The organism is Chryseobacterium sp. CBo1 (genome assembly GCF_001693475.1).
In the GTDB taxonomy this organism is placed as follows: domain Bacteria; phylum Bacteroidota; class Bacteroidia; order Flavobacteriales; family Weeksellaceae; genus Chryseobacterium; species Chryseobacterium formosense.
On record NZ_MAUH01000023.1, the window covers coordinates 178255 to 198982 of the forward strand.

Sequence of the window (20728 nt, forward strand, 5' to 3'; positions counted from 1 at the left end):
AACGGGCTAAAGCCCGTTCCTATTGATATTTTAATGTATAAAATTATGATCTCAACACAAATTCAGGTTTTTCCAGACGGTTTCCTTTTTGGTCGTAAACGGCAAAATTGAACCCATCCTGAATACAATACGAACCATATTCACCCTTTTTATTGATCGCAATAAAACCAACCTGAATATCTTTTAGATTTTTCTTTCTTGCTTTTGTAATTCTCACGATCCTTTCAACTGCTTCTTTACAAGCCTGTTGTGGATTCCTGCCCTGTCTCATTAATTCTACAACCAAATGAGTTCCCACCGTTCGAATTACTTCTTCACCATGACCTGTCGCCGTCGCTGCACCTACCTCATTATCAACAAATAAACCCGCTCCAATGATTGGTGAGTCACCCACTCTTCCATGCATTTTGAAAGCCATTCCACTGGTTGTACATGCTCCGGAAAGATTCCCGTTAAAATCCAAAGCAACCATCCCAATCGTATCATGATTTTCAATGTTTACAATAGGTTGATATTTACTGTCTTTCAACCATTCTTTCCATTCTTTTTCAGATTCAGCGGTAAGAATATTTTCTTTTTTAAAACCCTGAGAAACTGCAAATTGTAAAGCTCCATCCCCAACCAACATCACATGAGGCGTTTTTTCCATCACGGCTCTTGCCACTGAAATCGGATTTTTAATATTTTCCAAAGCAGCAACCGAACCAATATTATAATTTTCATCCATAATACAGGCGTCCAACGTTACTCTTCCGTCTCTGTCGGGGCGGCCTCCATAACCCACACTTCTTTCTGTAGAATCATTTTCAACCAAACGAACTCCTTTTTCCACAGCATCCAAAGCTCGACCTCCTTTTCCAAGAATTGTCCAGGCTTCTTCGTTAGCTTTTAAACCAAAATTCCATGTAGAAAGAACGATGGGTTTGTTAACTGTTTTTGTATTGTTTTCAGGTAAATCTTTTGCAATTAAATCCAATGGATTCAATAATAATGCTGATGATGCTATTGCTGTATTTTTTAGAAATTTTCTACGTGAATTCATATTTTAGATTGAGGTTGAGGTTAAGGTTGAGTTTCAACTAATTTTGAATGTTAAATTTTAAATACTGAATTAATTAGCACCGATTTCATCAACGAAAAGCCATGCTTTCGAATCTGCACCGGGATTTCCTGCCGGAATAATTCCTGCATTTTCTATTTGAATTTTGAGATATTTCGAATTTTGATTTCCTACATTTAATTTAATTTTACCTTTTGCAGCAAGAATTTCATCTTTCCCGATCTCTTTAATCATTTTAAAATTCGTTCCGTTATCAGAAATAAAAACCTGAGCTGATTTTGCAAAGTGAATCCAGCTTCCTTTATTATCTAACGTATTGAAATAAATTTCCGAAAACTGAGTTTTTTTTCCAAAATCAATGGTTGCAACTACATCCTTTCCTTTGAAACCAAGCCAAGTTTTTCCCAGTTGTCTTTGATTTCCGATAATTCCGTCAACCAAAGTAAACGCTCCCCCGAAAGAATAATTTTCACTAGGTTGCTGTTCTAAGGTAATTTTTTTCCCAGTCGCTTTTGAAATTGTGAAAGTCTGTGAAGAAACTGCACTTTTCAATTGTCTGTTTTCAAAATATGCAGATTTTATAGTCCTCGATTTTGAAACAGGAATTGCATTCTGATACGTTTGGGAATTTACATTCGGCTCCGTTCCGTCCAGCGTATATCGGATTCCGTTTTGATTTTGGGATGTTGACAATTCATAAGAAACTCCATCATTTGCTGCTGCGGCTTTTCCTGAAATGTTGTAAATACTTTTCGCATAATTTACCCCCATTTTATCCAACACCTTGAATTCATTAATCACTCTTCCTTCAAATTCTTTATAATTTTTAGGATCTGCTGTTCCCCAACCCACTTCTGAAAGTGCCAACAATCTCGGGAAAATCATATATTGAACCTGCTTGAAATCAAGAATATATTCCGTCCATAAATTGGCCTGAACACCTTTGATGTATTTTGCCTGTTCTGCATTTAATTCAGCCGGAATCGGATTGTAAGAATAGACTTTATCCAAAGGTGTAAAACCTCCGAAAGCATTTGGCTCTGTTGCCGTATCTCCCTGATAATGATCGAAATAACAATAAGATCCTGGTGTCATAACAGCAAAATGTCCTGATTTTGCTGCCTCAACTCCTCCTTTTATTCCTGTCCAGCTCATTACGGCTGCGTTTGGAGCTAATCCGCCTTCCAAAATTTCGTCCCAGCCTATGATTTTTCTTCCTTTTGAATTTACATATTTTTCAATCCTATGAATGAAATAACTTTGCAAACCATGTTCATCCTTCAGATTATTTTTCTTAATTAATTCCTGACAATGAGCACATTCTTTCCATCTTGTTTTCGGACACTCGTCACCTCCGATGTGAATGTATTGAGAAGGGAAAAGCGTGATTACCTCATCCAAAACATTTTCTAAAAATGTAAATGTTTCATCTTTCGGGCAAAAAACATCATCAAAAACGCCCCATTTTGTTGCTGGTTCGAAAGGTCCTTTTGTACAAGCTAATTCCGGATAAGCAGATAAAGCCGCCAAAGCGTGACCCGGCATTTCTATTTCCGGAACTACTGTGATATGCCTTTCTGTCGCATATTTTACAACATCTTTAATTTGTTCCTGAGTATAAAAATACGGTCCGTAAGGTTTTCCGTCAAAAGTATTATCAACATACGCTCCAATCATGGATTCTTTACGCTTTGCTCCTACAGTTGTTAATTTCGGATATTTCTTAATTTCAATTCTCCAACCCTGATCGTCTGTTAAATGCCAGTGAAAAGTATTCAATTTATACATTGCTAAATAATCGATGTATTGTTTTACTTCTTCAACCGTGAAGAAATGACGGCAGACATCGAGATGCATTCCACGCCATGCGAATTTTGGCTGGTCTTCTATAACCATTGCAGGAATTTTTTTGGAATCTTTGAACTGATCTATAATTTGGATTAGAGTCTGAAGTGCCAGAAAATAACCCCGATCTGTTACCGATTTAATATGAATGTATTTTGGTGAAATTTCCAATACATACTTTTCTTTATCCTGTTCAGTCATTAAATGGTTTGCAGGCAATGAAGAATTTTCAAGCTGAATATTTCCTTCCTTTACTCTATTTTCAAATTTTAATATTGAACTCAATTGTTTTTTTAAGTAATCTGTTTCTTTTTCGGGAAGATTTCCACTTAGTACAAAAGTTTCAGGAATAATAAATTCTCCCTTTTGAAATTCCACTTTTTGTGGATAAGGAATTAAATTTAATCTATTCTGAGAGAAAAAAACAGTAGAAAATAATAGACAAAAGACTAGTAAAATACGCTGCATTCTGAATTTGATTTGAGTTTAGCGAATATAATTCTTTTCTTACGATTTTTGGATAATTCCTACTATGTGTGTCTCCTATGAAGCTCAAAATTTTTGAAACTTCTTTTTCTATAAAGGTGTCGCTCCTCCGGAGCTCGCTAAAAACCTGCATTATTTACATTTTTGTTTAAATATAAAAGTCTGCATTTAACTTTTCTGTGTTTAAAATATCTAATTTTGCATAAAATAAAACGATGAAAAAAACAATTTTATTGACGAGCGTGTTATTATTTTCAGTTTCTACGAACGCACAAATTTTTGAAGCTATAAAATCTTCCGTAAAAGATCAGCTCAAAAAACCGACAACCACTACAACGAAAACCAATTCTACAACTCCAGCTAATTCTTCTTCGCCAGTGAACTTAGGAAGCCTAACTTCAACCCAGATTTCATCAGGTTTAAAGGAAGCTTTAAATCTTGGAGTAAATGAAGGAGTAAAAAAATTAGGAGTAACAGACGGTTTCCTGAAAAATGAAGCAGTAAAAATTTTAATGCCTGAAAAATTAAAAAAAATTGATACTACTCTTCGTACTTTAGGGATGGGAAGTTTGGCAGATCAGGGCGTGAAATTACTAAACAGAGCTGCTGAAGATGCAGTTGTAGAAGCTGCTCCAATCTTTACAAAGGCTATTACTTCAATGACCATCACCGATGCCAAAAACATCTTATTGGGAAGTGATAATGCTGCAACAAGTTATTTGCAGGGTAAAACCCAGAGTCAGCTATTCAATGCATTTCAGCCGAAAGTAAAAGCTTCATTGGGAAAAGTGGGTGCAGATAAAGTATGGACTAATCTAATTTCGAAATATAATACGTTAACCGGACAAGCTGTTTCTACAGACCTTAACGAATATGTTACCAATGAAACCATTAATGGTGTTTTCAAAATGGTAGCAGAAAAGGAAAGCGGCATCAGAAATAATTCTGTGATGAGAACCACAAGTCTTTTGCAGAAGGTTTTTGGAGCGCAGGATGGTAAATAGTTTTTTCTTAAATTGTTCATTTTGCCTTGATGCAAAACGAACCAAAAAATCAAGACTGGGAACTCTTCGCTAAAAATAAATTCTGTTTTCTAAAAATTCTAAAACTCGTACGGATTTAATATTGTTAATTCGGTTGAATATTTGTTCCGCACTCAAACAGTAGAATTTTCTTAACGTTCACAGATTTTATTTTCTTAACGCTACGATTTCCTATGTCGGTTTTTCACTACTAACCTTAAATATTTCAATAAAAAAGCCTTGTCGAGCGGACAAGGTTTTCTTTATCTTAAAATTGCATTTCAGGAATTTCTCCGTCAATGATCAAATCAGCTTCTGTTGATTTGATGATGTGTTCTACCGAAACTCCCGGAGCTCTTTCAATAAGCTTAAAACCTTCCGGAGTAACATCTAAAACTGCTAATTCAGTTACTACCCTTTTCACACAGTTAACCCCAGTTAAAGGAAGTGTGCATTTTTTGAGAATTTTGCTTTCTCCTGCTTTATTGACGTGCATCATTGCAACGATAATATTTTCTGCAGAAGCTACCAAATCCATTGCACCTCCCATTCCTTTTACCATTTTCCCGGGAATTTTCCAGTTGGCAATATCTCCATTTTCTGAAACTTCCATCGCTCCAAGAATCGTTAAATCTACTTTTTGAGCTCTGATCATCCCGAAACTAAAGGCTGAATCGAAGAATGAACCTCCATCCAAGATCGTAATGGTCTGTTTTCCGGCGTTGATGATGTCTGCATCTTCTTCCCCTTCGAAAGGAAAAGGCCCCATTCCCAATACTCCGTTTTCACTCTGAAACTCTACGGAAAGATTGTTTGGAACGTAATTCGCAACCAATGTTGGAATTCCGATTCCTAAATTTACATAATACCCGTCTTTTACTTCTCTGGAAATTCTTTGTGCAATTTGTTCTTTCGTTAGCATAGCATAATCTTATCCCGCCAAATTAGCCATTTTTTCAGAATTACGAAATAGTTTCTTTTCTTATCCTATGATAAATCTTTCGATGTAAATTGTTGTAAATTTGTGCGCTTTAAATTTACAAATGAAAATTCTATTACAATATTTAAAACCCTATAAATGGCTTATCATCGCATCATTGTTGTTAGCCGCTATAAATCAGGTATTTTCACTTTTCGCTCCTGCAATTACCGGGAATATTCTTGATAAACTGGTCAACCAGCCCAATCATTTTGATAAAGAAAAACTGATTCCAAGAACTTTAGAACAATATCTTTACGGAACTGATATTTATCACGGTGTATTCTATTTTTTAGGACTTTTGATAGGAACCGCAATGATCAGCCGAATTGCCAAAGCTTTTCAGGATTATGTGGTGAGTGTGATTATTCAAAAATTTGGTGCAAAAATTTTCACGGATGGTCTCCAACATTCGATGAGACTGCCTTTTCAAGAGTTTGAAGACCAAAGAAGTGGTGAAACACTCTCTATTTTAACAAAAGTTCGTGAAGACTCAGTGAAATTCATTAATAATTTCATCAATGTATTTTTTGGAATTCTGGTAAGCATTATTTTCGTTTCTGTGTATGCCATTCGTCTGCACTGGTCGATTATGCCGGTTTATGTAGTCGGAATTATCTTCATTGCGGTTGTTACCAATTTATTGAGTAAAAGAATAAAAAACATTCAGAAAAATATAGTTACTGAAACTACCAATTTGGCAGGAAGTACCACAGAAAGTCTTAGAAACATTGAGATCGTAAAAAGTTTAGGACTTACCAATCAGGAGGTTGAACGTCTGAATAACAATACCTACAAAATCTTGAATCTGGAATTGAGAAAAGTAAAAAGTATTCGTTCTTTGAGCTTTGTGCAGGGAACTTTGGTAAACTTTCTGCAACAAGTAATCACCTTCACATTATTATTATTGATTTTTAAAAATATTGTAACTCCTGGACAATATTTATCATTAATGTTTTACGGATTCTTCATTTTTGGACCGATGCAGGAAATCGGGAACATTATCATTTCGTATCGTGAAGCCCAAGCTTCATTGAATAATTTTGACCGGGTGATGAAAAAAGAAGTTGAACCAAAACCTCTGACTCCAAAGAAAATAGGAGCTATTGAAGAACTGGAATTTCAAAAAGTTTCTTTTCAACATCAAAGTGCACATTATAAAGCTTTAAATTCTATTTCATTTCATGTAAAAAATGGCGAAACGATTGCTTTTGTAGGACCAAGTGGATCAGGAAAAAGTACATTGGTGAAATTGCTAGTCGGTTTATACAGACCGCAGGAAGGTTCTATTCTTTACAATAATATTGACGGAAAAGAATTTGATTTTGATGAATTGAGAAACCAAATTGGTTTTGTAACTCAGGATACACAACTTTTTGCAGGAACAATTAAGGAAAATCTTTTATTTGTAAACCCCTCTGCCACTGAGGAAGATTTACAATTAGCCTTAAAAAAATCAAGCTGTACTGCGCTTTTAGAACGTGCTGAAAACGGAATTGAAACGGTAATAGGAGAAGGTGGATTAAAATTAAGCGGTGGTGAAAAACAAAGAATTGCCATTGCCCGAGCTCTATTGAGAAAACCTCATTTACTGATTTTTGATGAAGCGACTTCTGCATTAGATAGCATTACGGAAGAAGAAATTACGACAACCATTAAAGAAATTTCTAAGGAGAAAGAACAGATTACAGTCCTTATCGCCCACCGATTGAGTACCATTATGCACGCCGACAGAATTTTTGTTTTGGAACGCGGAAATATTATAGAAACAGGCTCACATTTACAATTAATAGAAGAAAAAGGCTTGTATTATGCGATGTGGAGACAGCAGATCGGAGAAAGAAAGGCAACAGAATTACCTTTAACTTAAAAAACTTGTTCTTTTTATTTCAATACAGTGTGTTTTTTTTCAATATTTTTAAATCGTTTTAAACTTAAAAATAATTTGAATGAAAAGATTTCTACAGATTCTTACTTTTGCGTTTTCAACTTTGATTTTTGCACAGGAATCAAAAGAAAGCAAGTGGATTTTAAAACTGAATGCAACGCAATTGATAGATGCTGTATCTTACCCGACTTTACAGATTTCTGCTGAAAGAAAAATAAATTCATATTTCAGTATCAACGCCGAAGCCGGATATCAACTTTATGAATTTAGCAAAGCAGATAATCCCATATTAAAATCAAAAGGTTTAAAAACCAATCTTGAAGGTAGAATTTACTTATTTAAAATAATCAATTCAAGAATTGAATCTAAACGGAATGAATTTTATGTAGGATTACAATTATTTTACCGTCAAAATCAAAGTACAGATATCATAGAATATTCTCCTTTAAATGATGCGGATGTAAAATTTTCTGATAATTTTGGATTCAAAAGAAAGGCAAAAGGTTTTAATTTGATGTTTGGAAATCAGATTTCAGTGTCTAAAAAAATTGTTCTTGAACCTTATTTAGGTTTGGGATTGATGAACAGAAAAATAGAAAATATTGCTATTGTTTATGATGAATCCAAACATGAAATTGCAGGAACAGGATTAGAACCTCTTTTTCAAAAGCTGAATCTGGAGGAAAGTTCCGGAAATGTATTTAACTTTTGTTTTGGATTGAGAGTTGGACTTAGGTTGTAATAGTTAGAAGATGGATGATGGAAGTTTATATGATTGAGAATAATAGATTCTTCACCACGCTTTTGCTTCGTTATGAATGACAGTTTAAAATAACTGATAAAATAAAATTACCCCGAAATTGACTTTCGGGGTATTATTTTTCAGGAAATTGATTAGAAATTAATCTTTTTTTCTAACGGTTCTCTGTTCGATTCTTTTTTCAAATTTTTCTCCCTGAAAAATTCTTTGGATCATAATTCCCGGAATATGAATCTGGTTTGGGTCTAGTTCTCCCGGTGCAACCAGTTCCTCCACTTCAGCGATCGTTATTTTTCCTGCTCCTGCCATCGGATGGTTGAAATTTCTTGCCGAACCTTTGAAAATAAGGTTTCCTGCATGGTCACCTTTCCAGGCTTTTACGATGGAGTAATCTGCTTCGTAAGCGTGCTCTAAAATATGAGGTTTTCCCTTGAAATCTTTTACTTCCTTACCTTCTGCGACTTCAGTTCCGAAACCAGCAGGTGTATAAAAAGCAGGAATTCCCGCTTGTGCCGCTCTGCATTTTTCCGCTAAAGTTCCCTGCGGAGTTAGCTCTACCTCTAATTCTCCCGAAAGCATCTGTCTTTCGAACTCAGCGTTTTCCCCAACGTAAGAAGAAATCATTTTCTTGATTTGTCTTTTGTGAAGTAATAATCCCAATCCGAAATCATCGACTCCTGCGTTGTTTGAAATACAAGTTAAGTCTTTTACATCACTCTCTACCAAAGCATTAATTGAATTTTCAGGAATTCCGCAAAGTCCGAATCCGCCCAGCATTAAGGTCATTCCGTCTTTGATCCCTTCGATTGCTTCGACCGCATTTTTTACTCTTTTATCTATCATTTTTAAGTATAAAATTTGAAGGTCTTAAATTAGTATTTTTATTCGAAATTGAAAATGTTTTTATTTCCCACAGATTTCACGGATTTCCACAGATTTTAATTGAATTAGTTTAAATAATTCTTCACGCAGATTGTCATGCTGTAAGCATCTCCTCCTAGATTCAGTATGAAAATATATCATGTCATCTTTGATAATTAATATCGAAAGAAAAACGAATTTTGTTTTGCGTGAGCGATGGTAGTGAAAATCCTTTTGTCTTGGCGGCGGCTTTGCCGCCGCCAAGACAAAAGATTGTAGCGGACGTAGCGACCCGAGATGTGGGTATTGCGATTGAGAGGGACACGCCCAAAATATAAGTAATGGATAATGAGCAATTTACAACAATGGATTGTTTGTAAATATTTTAATAATAATATTTGCTATATTGATTTTTAATTGTATTTTTGCAATCTGTTATTCAACCTCTAGCGATAGACGCGTAAGTTGCTTAGCTTTAAACATTTTTATATTATTAATAATGGATTTATTAAAGTACGTACAAGACCAGTACATTACAAAAAAAGAATTCCCTGAATTTAAAGCAGGAGACACAATTACTGTGTATTACGAGATTAAAGAAGGTCAAAAAACGAGAACTCAGTTTTTCAAAGGAACCGTAATCCAATTGAGAGGAACTGGTGCTACAAAAACTTTCACTATCAGAAAAATGTCTGGTGATGTAGGTGTAGAAAGAGTTTTCCCTATCAACATGCCGGCTTTGCAAAAAATCGAAGTTGACAGAAGAGGTAAAGTTAGAAGATCTAGAATCTATTACTTCAGAGATCTTAGAGGTAAAAAGGCTAGAATTAAAGACGTTCCTTACAAGAAGTAATTCAGACAACAACACATACGAAAAGAGGCTTTCTATTTTAGAGAGCCTCTTTTTATTTTTGGTATTTTCCAATTTGCATTTTGATAGGATTTTATCTTATTATTTAGAAGAGCGTTCCTTTGGGACTTATCGTGGAAGTATTTTTAAATAATTTATTTTTAACCACCCCGTCAAAAATTTCTGTGAAATTTTCGCCACCCCTCCAATGGAGGGGAATTTTGAAAGTGTGCAAAACACGAGTGTTTTATTTTCAGTATTACAAACTTCCCACCTCGCTTCAAACTTTCATCCTACTTAATAAAATCATACAAAGCACTCCAGAATTTATCATAAACTTCGATGTGCGGAAGGTGACCTACGTTTTCTAATTCTACGAGTTTTGAACCTGTAATCTCTCTTTGGGTTTTCTTACCAAGTTCCTGATATTGTCCCATTGTCGGCTGAATTTCTTTTGGAGCACGGTCTTTTCCGATGGCGGTTCTGTCTCTTGTTCCGATGATCAGTAAGGTCGGTGCTTTAATGTTTTTAAATTCATAAACAACTGGCTGATTAAAAATAATATCACTTGTTAATGCAGCATTCCAGGCAACTTGGGGATAATCTTTGTGTAAAGTCCAACCTGCGATTAAGTCAAGCCAGGGTTGATATTCTGATTTCCATTTGTTATCGTAATAAAATTTCAGCTGGTAATTTTTGTAGGTTTCTGCAGTGTTTTTTAGTTCAGACTGATACGCCTCATCGACCGTCTGATATTTTGCTAAAGTTTTATAATCTTCTAATCCGATTGGATTTTCAAGAATTAATTTTTCTACGGTTTCGGGATACATTAAAGTGAATCTTGTCGCAACCATCCCACCCATCGAATGTCCTAAAACAATGACTTTATTGATTTTTAGTTCATCTAAAATCGCTTTGGTGTTATCTGCCAATTGTGCAAAAGAGAACTGATAATTTTGAGGTTTTGAAGATTTCCCAAAGCCAATCTGATCCGGAATTATCACTCTGAAACCTTTGTCTGAAAGATCTTTTGCTGTTTTTTCCCAATACGCTCCATTAAAATTTTTCCCGTGAAGAAGCATAATGGTTTTTCCATTGGATTTTTTCGGATTAACATCCATGTATGCCATTTTCAGGATTTGTTTCTGAGAATTCAAATCTTTAAAATGAACTTCAAAAGGATATTGGTAGTTAGAAAGTGTTGCGTCTAAAGGTTTTATCTGTGAAAAAGCTAAAGCTGATGTGATGGTTAGTGAAATTCCGGTGAGTATATTTTTGAAATGGTTCATGAAAATTGAATTTAGATATAAATTTAAAAAAACCGCTTCAAAAGAAACGGTTTTGGGTGTTATTTATAATTTAATTATGATTGTTGTTATTAATTTTTAAACGCAAAGTTCGCTAAGATTTTTCTTTAATGTGTTTGAAAATATTTTTCGTTCGCAAAGGCGTTTCACTCAGCAAAGACCGCAATATTTTCTAATTTAAATTTTAACATTGGCTCTAAGAAATTTCTTGAGGAATCAGTTTTTCTTTTTTGGAAGGTAAATTCATCAAGACAATTGCCATTAAAATCAGAACAATTCCAATCCATTGAATAAGGATTACTTTTTCACTTAAAAGAACAAACGCCATTGTTACGGAAACCGGAAGTTCGAGTGATGAAATAATGCTTCCCAATCCCAAACCTGTATTTGGAAATCCTAAATTGAATAAAATCGGCGGAAGAACAGTTCCGAATAGTGACAGTATAAAACCATACGACCAAAAAATTGAGTAATCAAAAGGTCTTATGTGTTCGGTGTTTTCAGTGAAATTTAAATAAAATGACTTTAAAGTTTCAGAATGCAACGGTCCGATCTGGGCAAAAAACAAGAACAGCATTACGATTACAGAACCGCCTGTAAGCATAATGATACTTTTTCTGAGAACCGGTAAATGTGTTGCCAAAGTATTGGATGTAAACATCGTCATCGTAAATGATGCTGCAGCCATTAATCCCCAAAAGATTCCGTGTCCTTCTAATTTCACTTCCAGATTGATGAGATTAGTAGCTAAAACCGTTCCGAGTAAAACGACTAAAGTTGCCACTACTTTTTTGGTATTCGGAAATTTTTTAGTGATAAAACTTTCTACCACCACACTGAACCAAACGGATTGCATTAACAATACAATCGCAATAGAAACAGCAATATACTGAACTGCAATGTAATAAAACAAACTTGTACAACCCAAAGAAGTTCCTGCCAACAAGAGCATTCTGAATTCTTTACGGCTTGGTGATGATAATCTTTTTTTTGAGGTAATGGTCTGAATGAAATTTAAAACCAAAAGTCCGATCAAACCCAATACAAACTGAGAGGTTGTAACTTCTGATGTTGTAAAACCGTCTTTGTATGCCATTTTCACAAAGGTTGCAAGCATTCCGTAGATACTTGCACCCAAACCAACAAACAATACTCCTTTAAAAATATTTTTCTTCTTCATAAATTTTTTCACGGCCGGAAAAGTTACAACATATTATTTTAAAAATCAGATAACTGTGTAATAACAAAAATCACCTTAGAAATTCTAAAGTGATTTTATAATTATGAAATTTAGATGATTATTTTTTTACTATAATTTTTGTGGAGGAATCAATTCCGATACCCTGAATTTTCACAATATATACTCCGTTCTCAAAGTCTTTGGTAGAAACCGGAATTCTTGCATCCTGTGAAGATCTGTTTTCAGAAAGCACTAATTTTCCGGAGATATCGTAAATCTGCAGATGAAGACTTCCAATCGTAAAATCTTTTAAATAAATAAAAAATTCATCTTTTGCCGGATTCGGATAAATTGATATTAAATTTTTATCCGGCTGAACATTTGAATTTCCGTCGGTACAGTCTTTAGGAATCGAAAAATCTTCTACCTGATCATTGATATTCATTTTATTTCCCGGCAAAGCATTTAATCCTAAACCTCTTCTGGCAAAGGTTTTCCAGATCATACAACGGTCTTCTCCTTTGGTTGTGAGCATTTCAGCAGATAAAATTGCATTTCGTCCGTCGATAAATGTAGGGTTACAAGTCTGTAATTTTAAGGCATCGGTTACCAATTGTAAAACTCTTGCACTTCCGCTGTTTACGCTTGAAGTCACATCTGAAGAGTAGCCGTATTTTGCAGCATATTGCCAATGCAGATCCCAAAGCATTGATGCCCAAATAAAACCAATTCTGTGCACATCGGGAACAATTTCGCCATCTTCCTCAATTTCCATTCCGTTGGTAGCTCCGTAAGTATAATTATTGATTGAAAAATCAGGGGAATATTTTGCAGGTCTGAATCCTGCTCCGCTTACAGATTGTCCGCTTGCATAAGTTCCGATACTTCTCGGAACACTCGCATCATCACCCGGTTTATTGGTAAGCATTAAAGCAAAAAAATCTGACCAGCCTTCCCCCATTTGCTCTTTGCTTGCAGATTTTAAAAGGCAGGTATAGCCATTTCCTGTCAATCTGTTGGAGATTCCGTGTCCGTATTCGTGAGTAATAATTCCGTTGTCAAAACTTCCGTCTGGTGTTAGTGCAGTTGCCGGATCACTTTTTAAAGTTACATTTACAGTTACCGAATTATTGAGCTGGGTTTTAATAAATTCACCTTCGTCATTGGTAATTAAAACTGACGGAATTGTAATTGTAGTATCTGTTCCGCCCATAGAAGAAGGAAAATTTGCAGCAGTCGGATTATTATAAATAATTGCAGCAACTGCTCCTGCGTTTTGAGCATTTTTCACTTTTAAAGCAAATGTGCAGTTTGTTCCACCTCCTCTTTCCATTAAGCCTATTTTTCCTGCTAAAGAACCTGAAGGTAAAGCCGAACAGCCATCAATCACAGAGGCTAAAACAACATCTCCAGTGACTCCGGTTGCGTTGAGTTGCGGACCAAATTGTGCAGAACTTGCCTGTGGAATTCTCGGAATTGCTGTAATGGGCGCATTATAAAATAAATACCTGTTTACAGTCGACCAGAGATACATTTGCATCAAAGGTCTGTTTCCGTCGGAAGGAGTTGTGAAATTGGCGTTATTCAAACCTCCTCCATCCTGGGCTTCTGCCAAAACATAATCGTTTCCAATCCCTCCTTTTCCGAAATTATTTTGTTGAAAATTTCTGGCGGATTCTGTAAATCCGAATTTGTAGAAAATATCGTGTACTTTATTATTAATATAAAAAAGATTCGTGATGGCTGCGTTTCTGTTGAAAGTAGGAGTTCCGTTTATCGAAAATGGAAAATCAAAATTTCTTGCAGCACCACCATCAGGAGAAAAACCGGGCAAATTTTTATCTCCTGTATCTTCATAAGCATACACATTGTTTCCTCTTGTGATCGTATAATTTGCAGCTCCTGTCGAGTGCCATCCTTCAGGTGACGAGCTTAAAATCCATGGATTTGAAACAACAGATCGACTTCCGAAAGTTGGCGCTTCCACTGGCAATGGAAAAACATTATAACTTGCGTTATCTGCTAACTTAAAAAAATTATCCTGAATATTTTGAGGTTTTATAATATCACCCGATCCTCTTGAATAGGCATCTGAATGAAAATTACAGGATATATTTAAATTTTCTTTCGAAATAATCTTGCCCGAATTAGCATCCACTAAAACATTCCAATAGTTTGAAGAATCAGGTTCCTGCAAAGAAAATTCATAAGCAAGTTTTAAATCTGAATTTAATTCCCAGAAAACCAATCTCTGCTTAACGAAATTTTTATAACCTGAGTCATGGGAAGAACTTTCTAAAATCTGAAAATCGGCTATTTCATTTTTATTTAAAGCCAGAGCAATATTTTCAAGTGCTTTTTCTTTATTTATTGCAGTTGTTAATGATGCCGAAGAATTATAATCTTTAATGAATGAATCTGAGTAGTAAAGAACTTTATTGTCTTTTATCAAAACTGTTCCGACGGCATTGTACACAGGATAGCCTTTAAATTTTTGTTGAATTTTTACAATATCTCCGTTTAAGGATTCAGATTTATCAACATTATCTATTTCAAAATCTCTGAGATCAGATTTTTTGAAGCTCTGACTAAGTTTTGTCGAAATATAGTTTTGTAAAACTCTTTTGTGATCCTGAGAAAACGCCGATAGTGGTAATAAAGCAAAAACAAGAAGTAAGATCTGACTTCTTTTAAATTTTACGTGCAAAATAAAGTTTCTGATCATGGTTATCGTATTACTTTATAAAATTAAGAGATTTTGTGCAATATATTCTCCTTTACTATTAAAAAAAAGCTGCCTTACAGGTAAGACAGCTTTCATTATTAGTACTTAAAAAGTTTTATTTGCTTATAATCACTTTTGAAGTTGTGTCGATTCCTAAACCTTTTACTTTTACTAGATAAGTTCCGTTGATCAATTTATCTGTAGAGATTGCCTTTTTCGATTCCGGAGAAACTTTACTTTCTGAGGAAACCAATTTTCCTGACATATCGTAAATTTCAACATTTACTTTTCCTAAAGTATTGCTCGGGAAATTGATATAGAATTCATTCTTCGCCGGATTTGGATAAATTGAAATTCCAACATTTTTAACATTGTTTGTCTCTGATGTAGAAAGTAAACAATCGGCTGGAACTGTAAAATCCTGAACCTGATCATTTATGCTAGTTTTAAGTCCTGCAGATGCATTCACACCTAATCCTCTTTTCGCAAAAGTTCTCCAGATCATGCATCGGTCTGCACCATTTGTTTTTGCCAATTCTGCAGTTAAAATTGCATTTCTACCGTCTACAAATGTAGGATTACATGCCTGTAGTTTTAAAGCATCGGTTACTAATTGCAGCACTCTCGCGCTTCCGCTCGTTGTATTTGCAGTAACATCAGAAGCATAGCCATATTTTGCAACATATTCCCAATTAAGATCCCAAAGCATCGTTGCCCATACAAAGCCAATTGAATGTACATCCGGAACTATGGCAGAACCATTGTTGTATTCCATACCATTGGTATCGGTATAAGTATAATCATTAATCGTGAAATCGGGTGAATATTTTGCAGGTCTGATTCCGCCTCCTGTTATAGACTGACCGATAGGATAAGTTCCCATTCCTCTTGGTACAGAAGCATTATCTCCTGGTTTATTGGTAAGCATTAATGCAAAAAAATCTGACCAACCTTCTCCCATCTGCTCTCTACTTGCTCCTGCATTTAAACAATTATATCCCGTTCCCGTTAATCTGTTTGAAATACCGTGGCCGTACTCATGAGTAACAATACCATTATCAAAACTTCCGTCATACTTAGCGTCTACTCTCAGATCAACATTTACCGGAATATTTGAAGACAGTTTTGTTTTGATATACTCTCCTTCAGCATTGGTAATCAGAATAGAAGGAATTGTGATTGTAGTATCTGTTCCGCCCATATTTCCTAAATTAGAACCATTCGTCGTATCATTATAAACAATAACTCCAATTGCTCCTGCATTTTGTGCGTTTTTTACTTTAACAGAAAAAGCACAGTTTGTACCACCACCTCTTTCAATCAGTCCAATTTTTCCTGTAAATTCTCCAGCCGGGAATGCTGTGCAACCAGTAATATTGCTTGCAAATTTGACTTCTCCGGTAACTCCGACATCATTAAGACCAGGGCCAAACTGAGCCTGCCCTCCAATCACAGTACGAGAAACTGCATCGGTAGGAGCATTATAAAACATCACTTTATTTGATCCCAACCACAGATACATCTGCATCACCGGATTATAATTATCCGGATAAGGAGCAAAGTTAGCATTATTGTAACCTCCTCCATCTTGGGATTGTGCAAAAACCTCATCATCATCTAATCCGCCGTTTCCGAAATTATTGCTCTGGAAGTTTTTGGCAGATTCAGTAAAACCGAATTTATAGAATACATCATGCACCATATTGCTTATGTAAAACAAATTGGTGGTTGATGCAGGTAAATTATTAATTGCTTTCGCACTTGCGCTGTATGGGAAATCAAAATTACGTAATGTACCACCATCTGGAGAGCTTCCAAATGTCGTTTCATCATCATCTTTATCATCATAAGCATACACATTATTTCCTCTTGTAATTGTATAATGTGTTGTTCCGTTAGAATGCCATCCTTCCGGTGAAGAAGCAAGAATCCAAGGATTCGTAACTAAGCTTCGAGATCCGAATGTAGGTGCTTCTATAGGTAATTTGAATACATTATATGAAGCATTATCCGCTATTAGAAGCAAATTTTTATTATCTACAACCGGATAATAATCTTTATTTTGTGGTAAAGCTAAAATCTGCGAGTCATGCGAATAAGCCTCTTCGTGAAAATTACAAGATAAATTCAGGTTTAATTTATTGATTATCTTTCCTGAATGAGCATCAATTACATAATTCCAGTGATTAGAAGTTTTTGGCTCGTGAACTAAATATTCATAAGCAAATTGTAGATTTTCATTTTCATCTATTGCATATACCAATCTTTGTTTAGCAGCAATATGTTTATTTTCTCCTTTCTGAAAAAAATCTAAAATAGGAAGTTCTGAAATTTCACTCTTACCAAGATCTGCCGAAATTTTATCTAATGCTGCTTTTTTATCTAATGAGGCAGTTGCAGGTGATGAAGTCTTATAATCTTTTATAAAATTATCTGTAAAGTAAGTTATATTATTATTCTTAATCAATGTGGTAGCAATTGTACCATATACAGGAAAACCGTTGTAAGTCTGCTGAATCTTTAATATATCACCATTTAATGATTTTGAAGAATCTGTATTTTCTATAATAAATTGATTAAGATCTGATTTTTTATATTCTCTCGACTTATTTTGAGAAATATAATTTTTTATAAGTATTTCATTCGTCTGAGCAAATGATTTTGAAGGCACCGCTGTAAAAACAGCAATAACAAGAGGCAGAATTACTTTTTTCATTTTCACTTTTAAAGGCGCAAATGTACAATTAAAACCATAATAAAAATATAATATTTTTACATTATTCATAAAATAAATAAAATAAGAAAATCTAACAGATTACATCAAAATAGTAAATAAAAAAACCACTCTTTCGAGTGGTTCATATTTCAAAAAAGTCTGGTGGATTATTTACCTCCTTCCATTTTCTTTTTCAATTCTGCTAAAGCATCGATATCTCCAAGAGTTGATCTTTCTTCATTACCAGAAGAAGTTACATTTCTAGAAGAAGATTCTTTCACATTTTTCTTCTCTTCGTCTCTGAAGATACCTGTGTGAGAAACAACTACTCTCTTGAATTCTTTGTTGAATTCGATTACTTTGAACTCAGCAGTTTCACCTTTCTTGATTTTAGATCCGTCTTCCTTCTCTAATAATCTTGATGGGCAGAATGCTTCAACTTCAGCATCTTCGAATTGTACAGAAGCTCCTTTATCGTGAACTTCTACAGCAGTTCCTGTGTGTACAGTTCCTTCAGCATATTTAGTTTCGAATGCATCCCAAGGGTTGTCAGTCAATTGCTTGTGACCTAGAGATAATCTTCTAGCCTGGATGTCTAATTCAAGAACGATAACATCTAATTTGTCACCAACTGCACAGAACTCAGATGGGTGCTTGATTTTCTTAGTCCAAGAAAGATCAGAGATGTAGATTAAACCGTCGATACCTTCTTCTAACTCTACGAATACACCAAAGTTTGTGAAGTTTCTTACAGTTCCTACATGCTTAGATCCTACCGGATATTTAGCTTCGATATTTTCCCATGGATCTTTGCTTAATTGCTTGATACCAAGAGAGATTTTTCTGTCTTCTCTATCTAAAGTAAGTACTTCAGCTTCTACTTCATCACCTACTTTCACGAAATCACCTGCAGATCTTAAGTGAGTAGACCAAGACATTTCAGAAACGTGGATCAATCCTTCTACACCTGGAGCGATTTCTACGAATGCACCATAATCAGCAAGAACTACTACTTTTCCTTTTACTCTGTCACCAACTTTCATATCAGCAGAAAGAGCATCCCAAGGATGAGCTTCTAACTGCTTCATACCCAACTGGATTCTTGTTTTCTCATCATCAAAGTCAAGGATAACAACTTTTACAGTCTGTCCGTCCTCAAGGATTTCAGATGGGTGGTTCACTCTAGACCAAGAAAGGTCTGTAATGTGGATCAATCCATCAACACCTCCTAAGTCGATGAATACACCGTAAGAAGTAATATTCTTAACAGTACCTTCAAGAACCTGACCTTTTTCAAGCTGAGCGATGATTTCTTTTTTCTGACCTTCGATATCTGCTTCGATCAATGCTTTGTGAGATACTACTACGTTTTTGAACTCAGGGTTGATTTTCACAACTTTGAATTCCATAGTTTTACCTACGAACTGATCGTAATCTTTAATTGGCTTAACATCAATTTGAGAACCTGGTAAGAATGCTTCGATTCCGTGAACGTCAACGATCATACCTCCTTTAGTTCTAGATTTCACAAAACCGTTAACAATTTCTCCAGTTTCGTGAAGCTCATTTACTTTATCCCAAGCTTTAAGCGTTCTAGCTTTTCTGTGAGATAATTGTAACTGACCTGTTTTGTCTTCTCTTCTGTCTACCATTACTTCAACTTCGTCACCTACACTTAGGCCTTGGTTGTAACGGAATTCGTTAAGAGAAATAACACCTTCAGATTTGAAGTTGATGTCTACGATAGCTTCTTTGTCAGTTAATCTTACAACTTTACCAACTAAAACGTCGTTATCGCTTAGGTTGTTAAGAGATCCGTTGTAGATTTCTTCTAAATCGCTTTTTTCTTTTCTCGCATCTGCATCAAGACCTGATTCGAAAGAATCCCAATCAAATTGTTCTGGTGCTACGTTTTGGTTTAAAATAACCTCTGCTGAATTTGTCTCTTTTGACATTTTCTAATAAAATTTGTATTCCTTCTTTCTTAATGGTTTGAATAAATGTGGATTTAAAAAATACGGAAGTAATTAATTTATAATAATTTAACTTTTCAAACCTTCCCACAAAAAGTGACTGCAAAAGTACGATATTTTTTTATTTTAACAATAAAAATTCAAAAGTTTATTAATTCAATATATTTTCATTTTCAAACCGTTAGTAAAACAAAAGAGGCTGTCTCCTGAGACAGCCTCACAAAAAAACACAAATCATGTAAAATCTCTAATTCAGAGACTCTACTACCGTAGTACTTAGAGAAATCTTAGATAAAAAATTACTCATATTATCGCAAGGATTTCCATTTTCGTATCTCGCAACTCCTCCATAAACAATTTGTTGTGTAGAAGAATTTGTTGTTGAAGAGATATTTCTGGCCATCACTTTTATTGTATGATTTCCTATACTCAAATCATTCACCACTCCGTTTAGAATAAATTTGTGCCAAGAACAAGTAAATGCTTCCGCCTGCTTATGATACTTTCTCACTACAACCAGCTTATCATCAACAAAAACTCCAATTGCATATTCATAAAACTGGTCTGTACTTTTGTCAAGCTGCGTCATGCCTTCAATTGTAAAAGCCAGAGAATTTTTTGATCTCGAAAACGTTTTTGTATCAGCAATTCCTAAAGAAGTCCAGCCGGATGTTCCAGTTCCCAAAGAAATGGCTCCTGGAGTGAAACCAGTAATTGTAATATTTCCGGGTGAAGAAACAGCACTTACGCTTACCAGATCAAGTTTAGAAACTACATGTTCTTTCGTATAGAGTGCATTCCATTTTCCACTATCAAAATAAGCCACGGTTTGTGGAAGTGTTGAGGTAGAATTTGTATTAAATACAATATTCCCGTTTTGAGGATTCGCAACAGTTGTAATATCTGTATTGGAAGTCAAGGGAATTCTTGGGTACAAAACTCCTTTTTTATCAGAATCCAGTTTTAAAATAGCACTTTTATCTATAATTGCCTGAGCTTTATCTGTCATCACAACCTGCGAAAACATAAACGTGGGAAACAGTATTAAAATAAATAGGTTGATAGATCGTTTCATA

General features: G+C 35.0%; 14 protein-coding genes. 4 read left to right on the forward strand and 10 right to left on the reverse strand.

Features of this window, described 5'->3' with window-relative positions; translation table 11 throughout:
* Positions 1–43: 43 nt before the first annotated feature.
* Positions 44–1042 (reverse strand): isoaspartyl peptidase/L-asparaginase family protein, encoded by a 999-nt coding sequence (locus BA768_RS13420; RefSeq protein WP_065721160.1) that lies wholly within the window; start codon positions 1040–1042, stop codon positions 44–46.
* A 69-nt stretch (positions 1043–1111) separates the two neighbouring features.
* A complete protein-coding gene (locus tag BA768_RS13425; protein WP_065721161.1) occupies positions 1112–3373 on the reverse strand; it encodes a family 20 glycosylhydrolase in 2262 nt (753 codons plus the stop codon).
* A 233-nt stretch (positions 3374–3606) separates the two neighbouring features.
* Here BA768_RS13425 and BA768_RS13430 point away from each other — a divergent pair, with 233 nt between their 5' ends.
* Positions 3607–4395: a DUF4197 domain-containing protein gene (locus BA768_RS13430; RefSeq protein ID WP_034678690.1), complete on the forward strand. Its 789-nt coding sequence runs from the start codon at positions 3607–3609 to the stop codon at positions 4393–4395.
* A 286-nt stretch (positions 4396–4681) separates the two neighbouring features.
* On the opposite strand, the gene BA768_RS13435 is transcribed toward BA768_RS13430, so the two are convergent.
* Positions 4682–5335: a CoA transferase subunit B gene (locus tag BA768_RS13435; RefSeq protein WP_065721162.1), complete on the reverse strand. Its 654-nt coding sequence runs from the start codon at positions 5333–5335 to the stop codon at positions 4682–4684.
* Positions 5336–5456: 121 nt separating this feature from the next.
* On the opposite strand from BA768_RS13435, the gene BA768_RS13440 reads away from it, so the two are divergent.
* Positions 5457–7262, forward strand: coding sequence for an ABC transporter ATP-binding protein (locus tag BA768_RS13440; RefSeq protein ID WP_065721163.1), 1806 nt, complete (start codon positions 5457–5459; stop codon positions 7260–7262).
* A gap of 79 nt (positions 7263–7341) precedes the next feature.
* Positions 7342–8022, forward strand: coding sequence for a DUF3575 domain-containing protein (locus BA768_RS13445; RefSeq protein ID WP_065721164.1), 681 nt, complete (start codon positions 7342–7344; stop codon positions 8020–8022).
* A gap of 159 nt (positions 8023–8181) precedes the next feature.
* Here the strand turns inward: BA768_RS13445 and BA768_RS13450 are convergent, their stop codons facing one another.
* Positions 8182–8883 (reverse strand): CoA transferase subunit A, encoded by a 702-nt coding sequence (locus BA768_RS13450; protein WP_065721165.1) that lies wholly within the window; start codon positions 8881–8883, stop codon positions 8182–8184.
* 517 nt (positions 8884–9400) lie between these two features.
* Here BA768_RS13450 and rplS point away from each other — a divergent pair.
* Entirely contained in the window at positions 9401–9754 is a 354-nt protein-coding gene (gene rplS, locus BA768_RS13455) for a 50S ribosomal protein L19 (protein ID WP_034678700.1), read from the forward strand.
* A gap of 290 nt (positions 9755–10044) precedes the next feature.
* Here the strand turns inward: rplS and BA768_RS13460 are convergent, their stop codons facing one another.
* The 6 genes from BA768_RS13460 to BA768_RS13485 all read right to left on the reverse strand — a co-directional run bounded on the left by BA768_RS13460 (position 10045) and on the right by BA768_RS13485 (position 20727).
* The gene (locus tag BA768_RS13460) at positions 10045–11040 is read right to left on the reverse strand and encodes an alpha/beta fold hydrolase (protein ID WP_065721166.1); all 996 of its coding nucleotides are present in this window, start codon (positions 11038–11040) and stop codon (positions 10045–10047) included.
* Between the two features lie 214 nt (positions 11041–11254).
* Positions 11255–12238, reverse strand: a complete 984-nt coding sequence (locus BA768_RS13465) for an EamA family transporter (RefSeq protein WP_065721167.1) — start codon at positions 12236–12238, stop codon at positions 11255–11257.
* Between the two features lie 118 nt (positions 12239–12356).
* A complete protein-coding gene (locus BA768_RS13470; RefSeq protein ID WP_065721168.1) occupies positions 12357–14963 on the reverse strand; it encodes a T9SS-dependent M36 family metallopeptidase in 2607 nt (868 codons plus the stop codon).
* Positions 14964–15078: 115 nt separating this feature from the next.
* Complete coding sequence (locus tag BA768_RS13475) at positions 15079–17679, reverse strand: T9SS-dependent M36 family metallopeptidase (protein ID WP_123947117.1); 2601 nt, start codon at positions 17677–17679, stop codon at positions 15079–15081.
* Positions 17680–17846: 167 nt separating this feature from the next.
* Entirely contained in the window at positions 17847–19634 is a 1788-nt protein-coding gene (gene rpsA / locus BA768_RS13480) for a 30S ribosomal protein S1 (RefSeq protein WP_034678708.1), read from the reverse strand.
* Between the two features lie 265 nt (positions 19635–19899).
* Positions 19900–20727 carry a hypothetical protein gene (locus tag BA768_RS13485; protein WP_123947118.1) on the reverse strand — a complete coding sequence of 276 codons (828 nt, stop codon included), beginning with the start codon at positions 20725–20727 and terminating at the stop codon, positions 19900–19902.
* Position 20728: the final 1 nt, after the last annotated feature.

Coding starts and splice junctions, on each gene's coding strand:
- BA768_RS13470 (WP_065721168.1), bottom strand. CDS start 14,963: ATGATCAGAAACTTTATTTTGCACGTAAAATTTAAAAGAAGTCAGATC.
- BA768_RS13440 (WP_065721163.1), top strand. CDS start 5,457: ATGAAAATTCTATTACAATATTTAAAACCCTATAAATGGCTTATCATC.
- BA768_RS13435 (WP_065721162.1), bottom strand. CDS start 5,335: ATGCTAACGAAAGAACAAATTGCACAAAGAATTTCCAGAGAAGTAAAA.
- BA768_RS13420 (WP_065721160.1), bottom strand. CDS start 1,042: ATGAATTCACGTAGAAAATTTCTAAAAAATACAGCAATAGCATCATCA.
- rplS (WP_034678700.1), top strand. CDS start 9,401: ATGGATTTATTAAAGTACGTACAAGACCAGTACATTACAAAAAAAGAA.
- BA768_RS13445 (WP_065721164.1), top strand. CDS start 7,342: ATGAAAAGATTTCTACAGATTCTTACTTTTGCGTTTTCAACTTTGATT.
- BA768_RS13425 (WP_065721161.1), bottom strand. CDS start 3,373: ATGCAGCGTATTTTACTAGTCTTTTGTCTATTATTTTCTACTGTTTTT.
- BA768_RS13485 (WP_123947118.1), bottom strand. CDS start 20,727: ATGAAACGATCTATCAACCTATTTATTTTAATACTGTTTCCCACGTTT.
- BA768_RS13460 (WP_065721166.1), bottom strand. CDS start 11,040: ATGAACCATTTCAAAAATATACTCACCGGAATTTCACTAACCATCACA.
- rpsA (WP_034678708.1), bottom strand. CDS start 19,634: ATGTCAAAAGAGACAAATTCAGCAGAGGTTATTTTAAACCAAAACGTA.
- BA768_RS13450 (WP_065721165.1), bottom strand. CDS start 8,883: ATGATAGATAAAAGAGTAAAAAATGCGGTCGAAGCAATCGAAGGGATC.
- BA768_RS13475 (WP_123947117.1), bottom strand. CDS start 17,679: ATGAAAAAAGTAATTCTGCCTCTTGTTATTGCTGTTTTTACAGCGGTG.
- BA768_RS13430 (WP_034678690.1), top strand. CDS start 3,607: ATGAAAAAAACAATTTTATTGACGAGCGTGTTATTATTTTCAGTTTCT.
- BA768_RS13465 (WP_065721167.1), bottom strand. CDS start 12,238: ATGAAGAAGAAAAATATTTTTAAAGGAGTATTGTTTGTTGGTTTGGGT.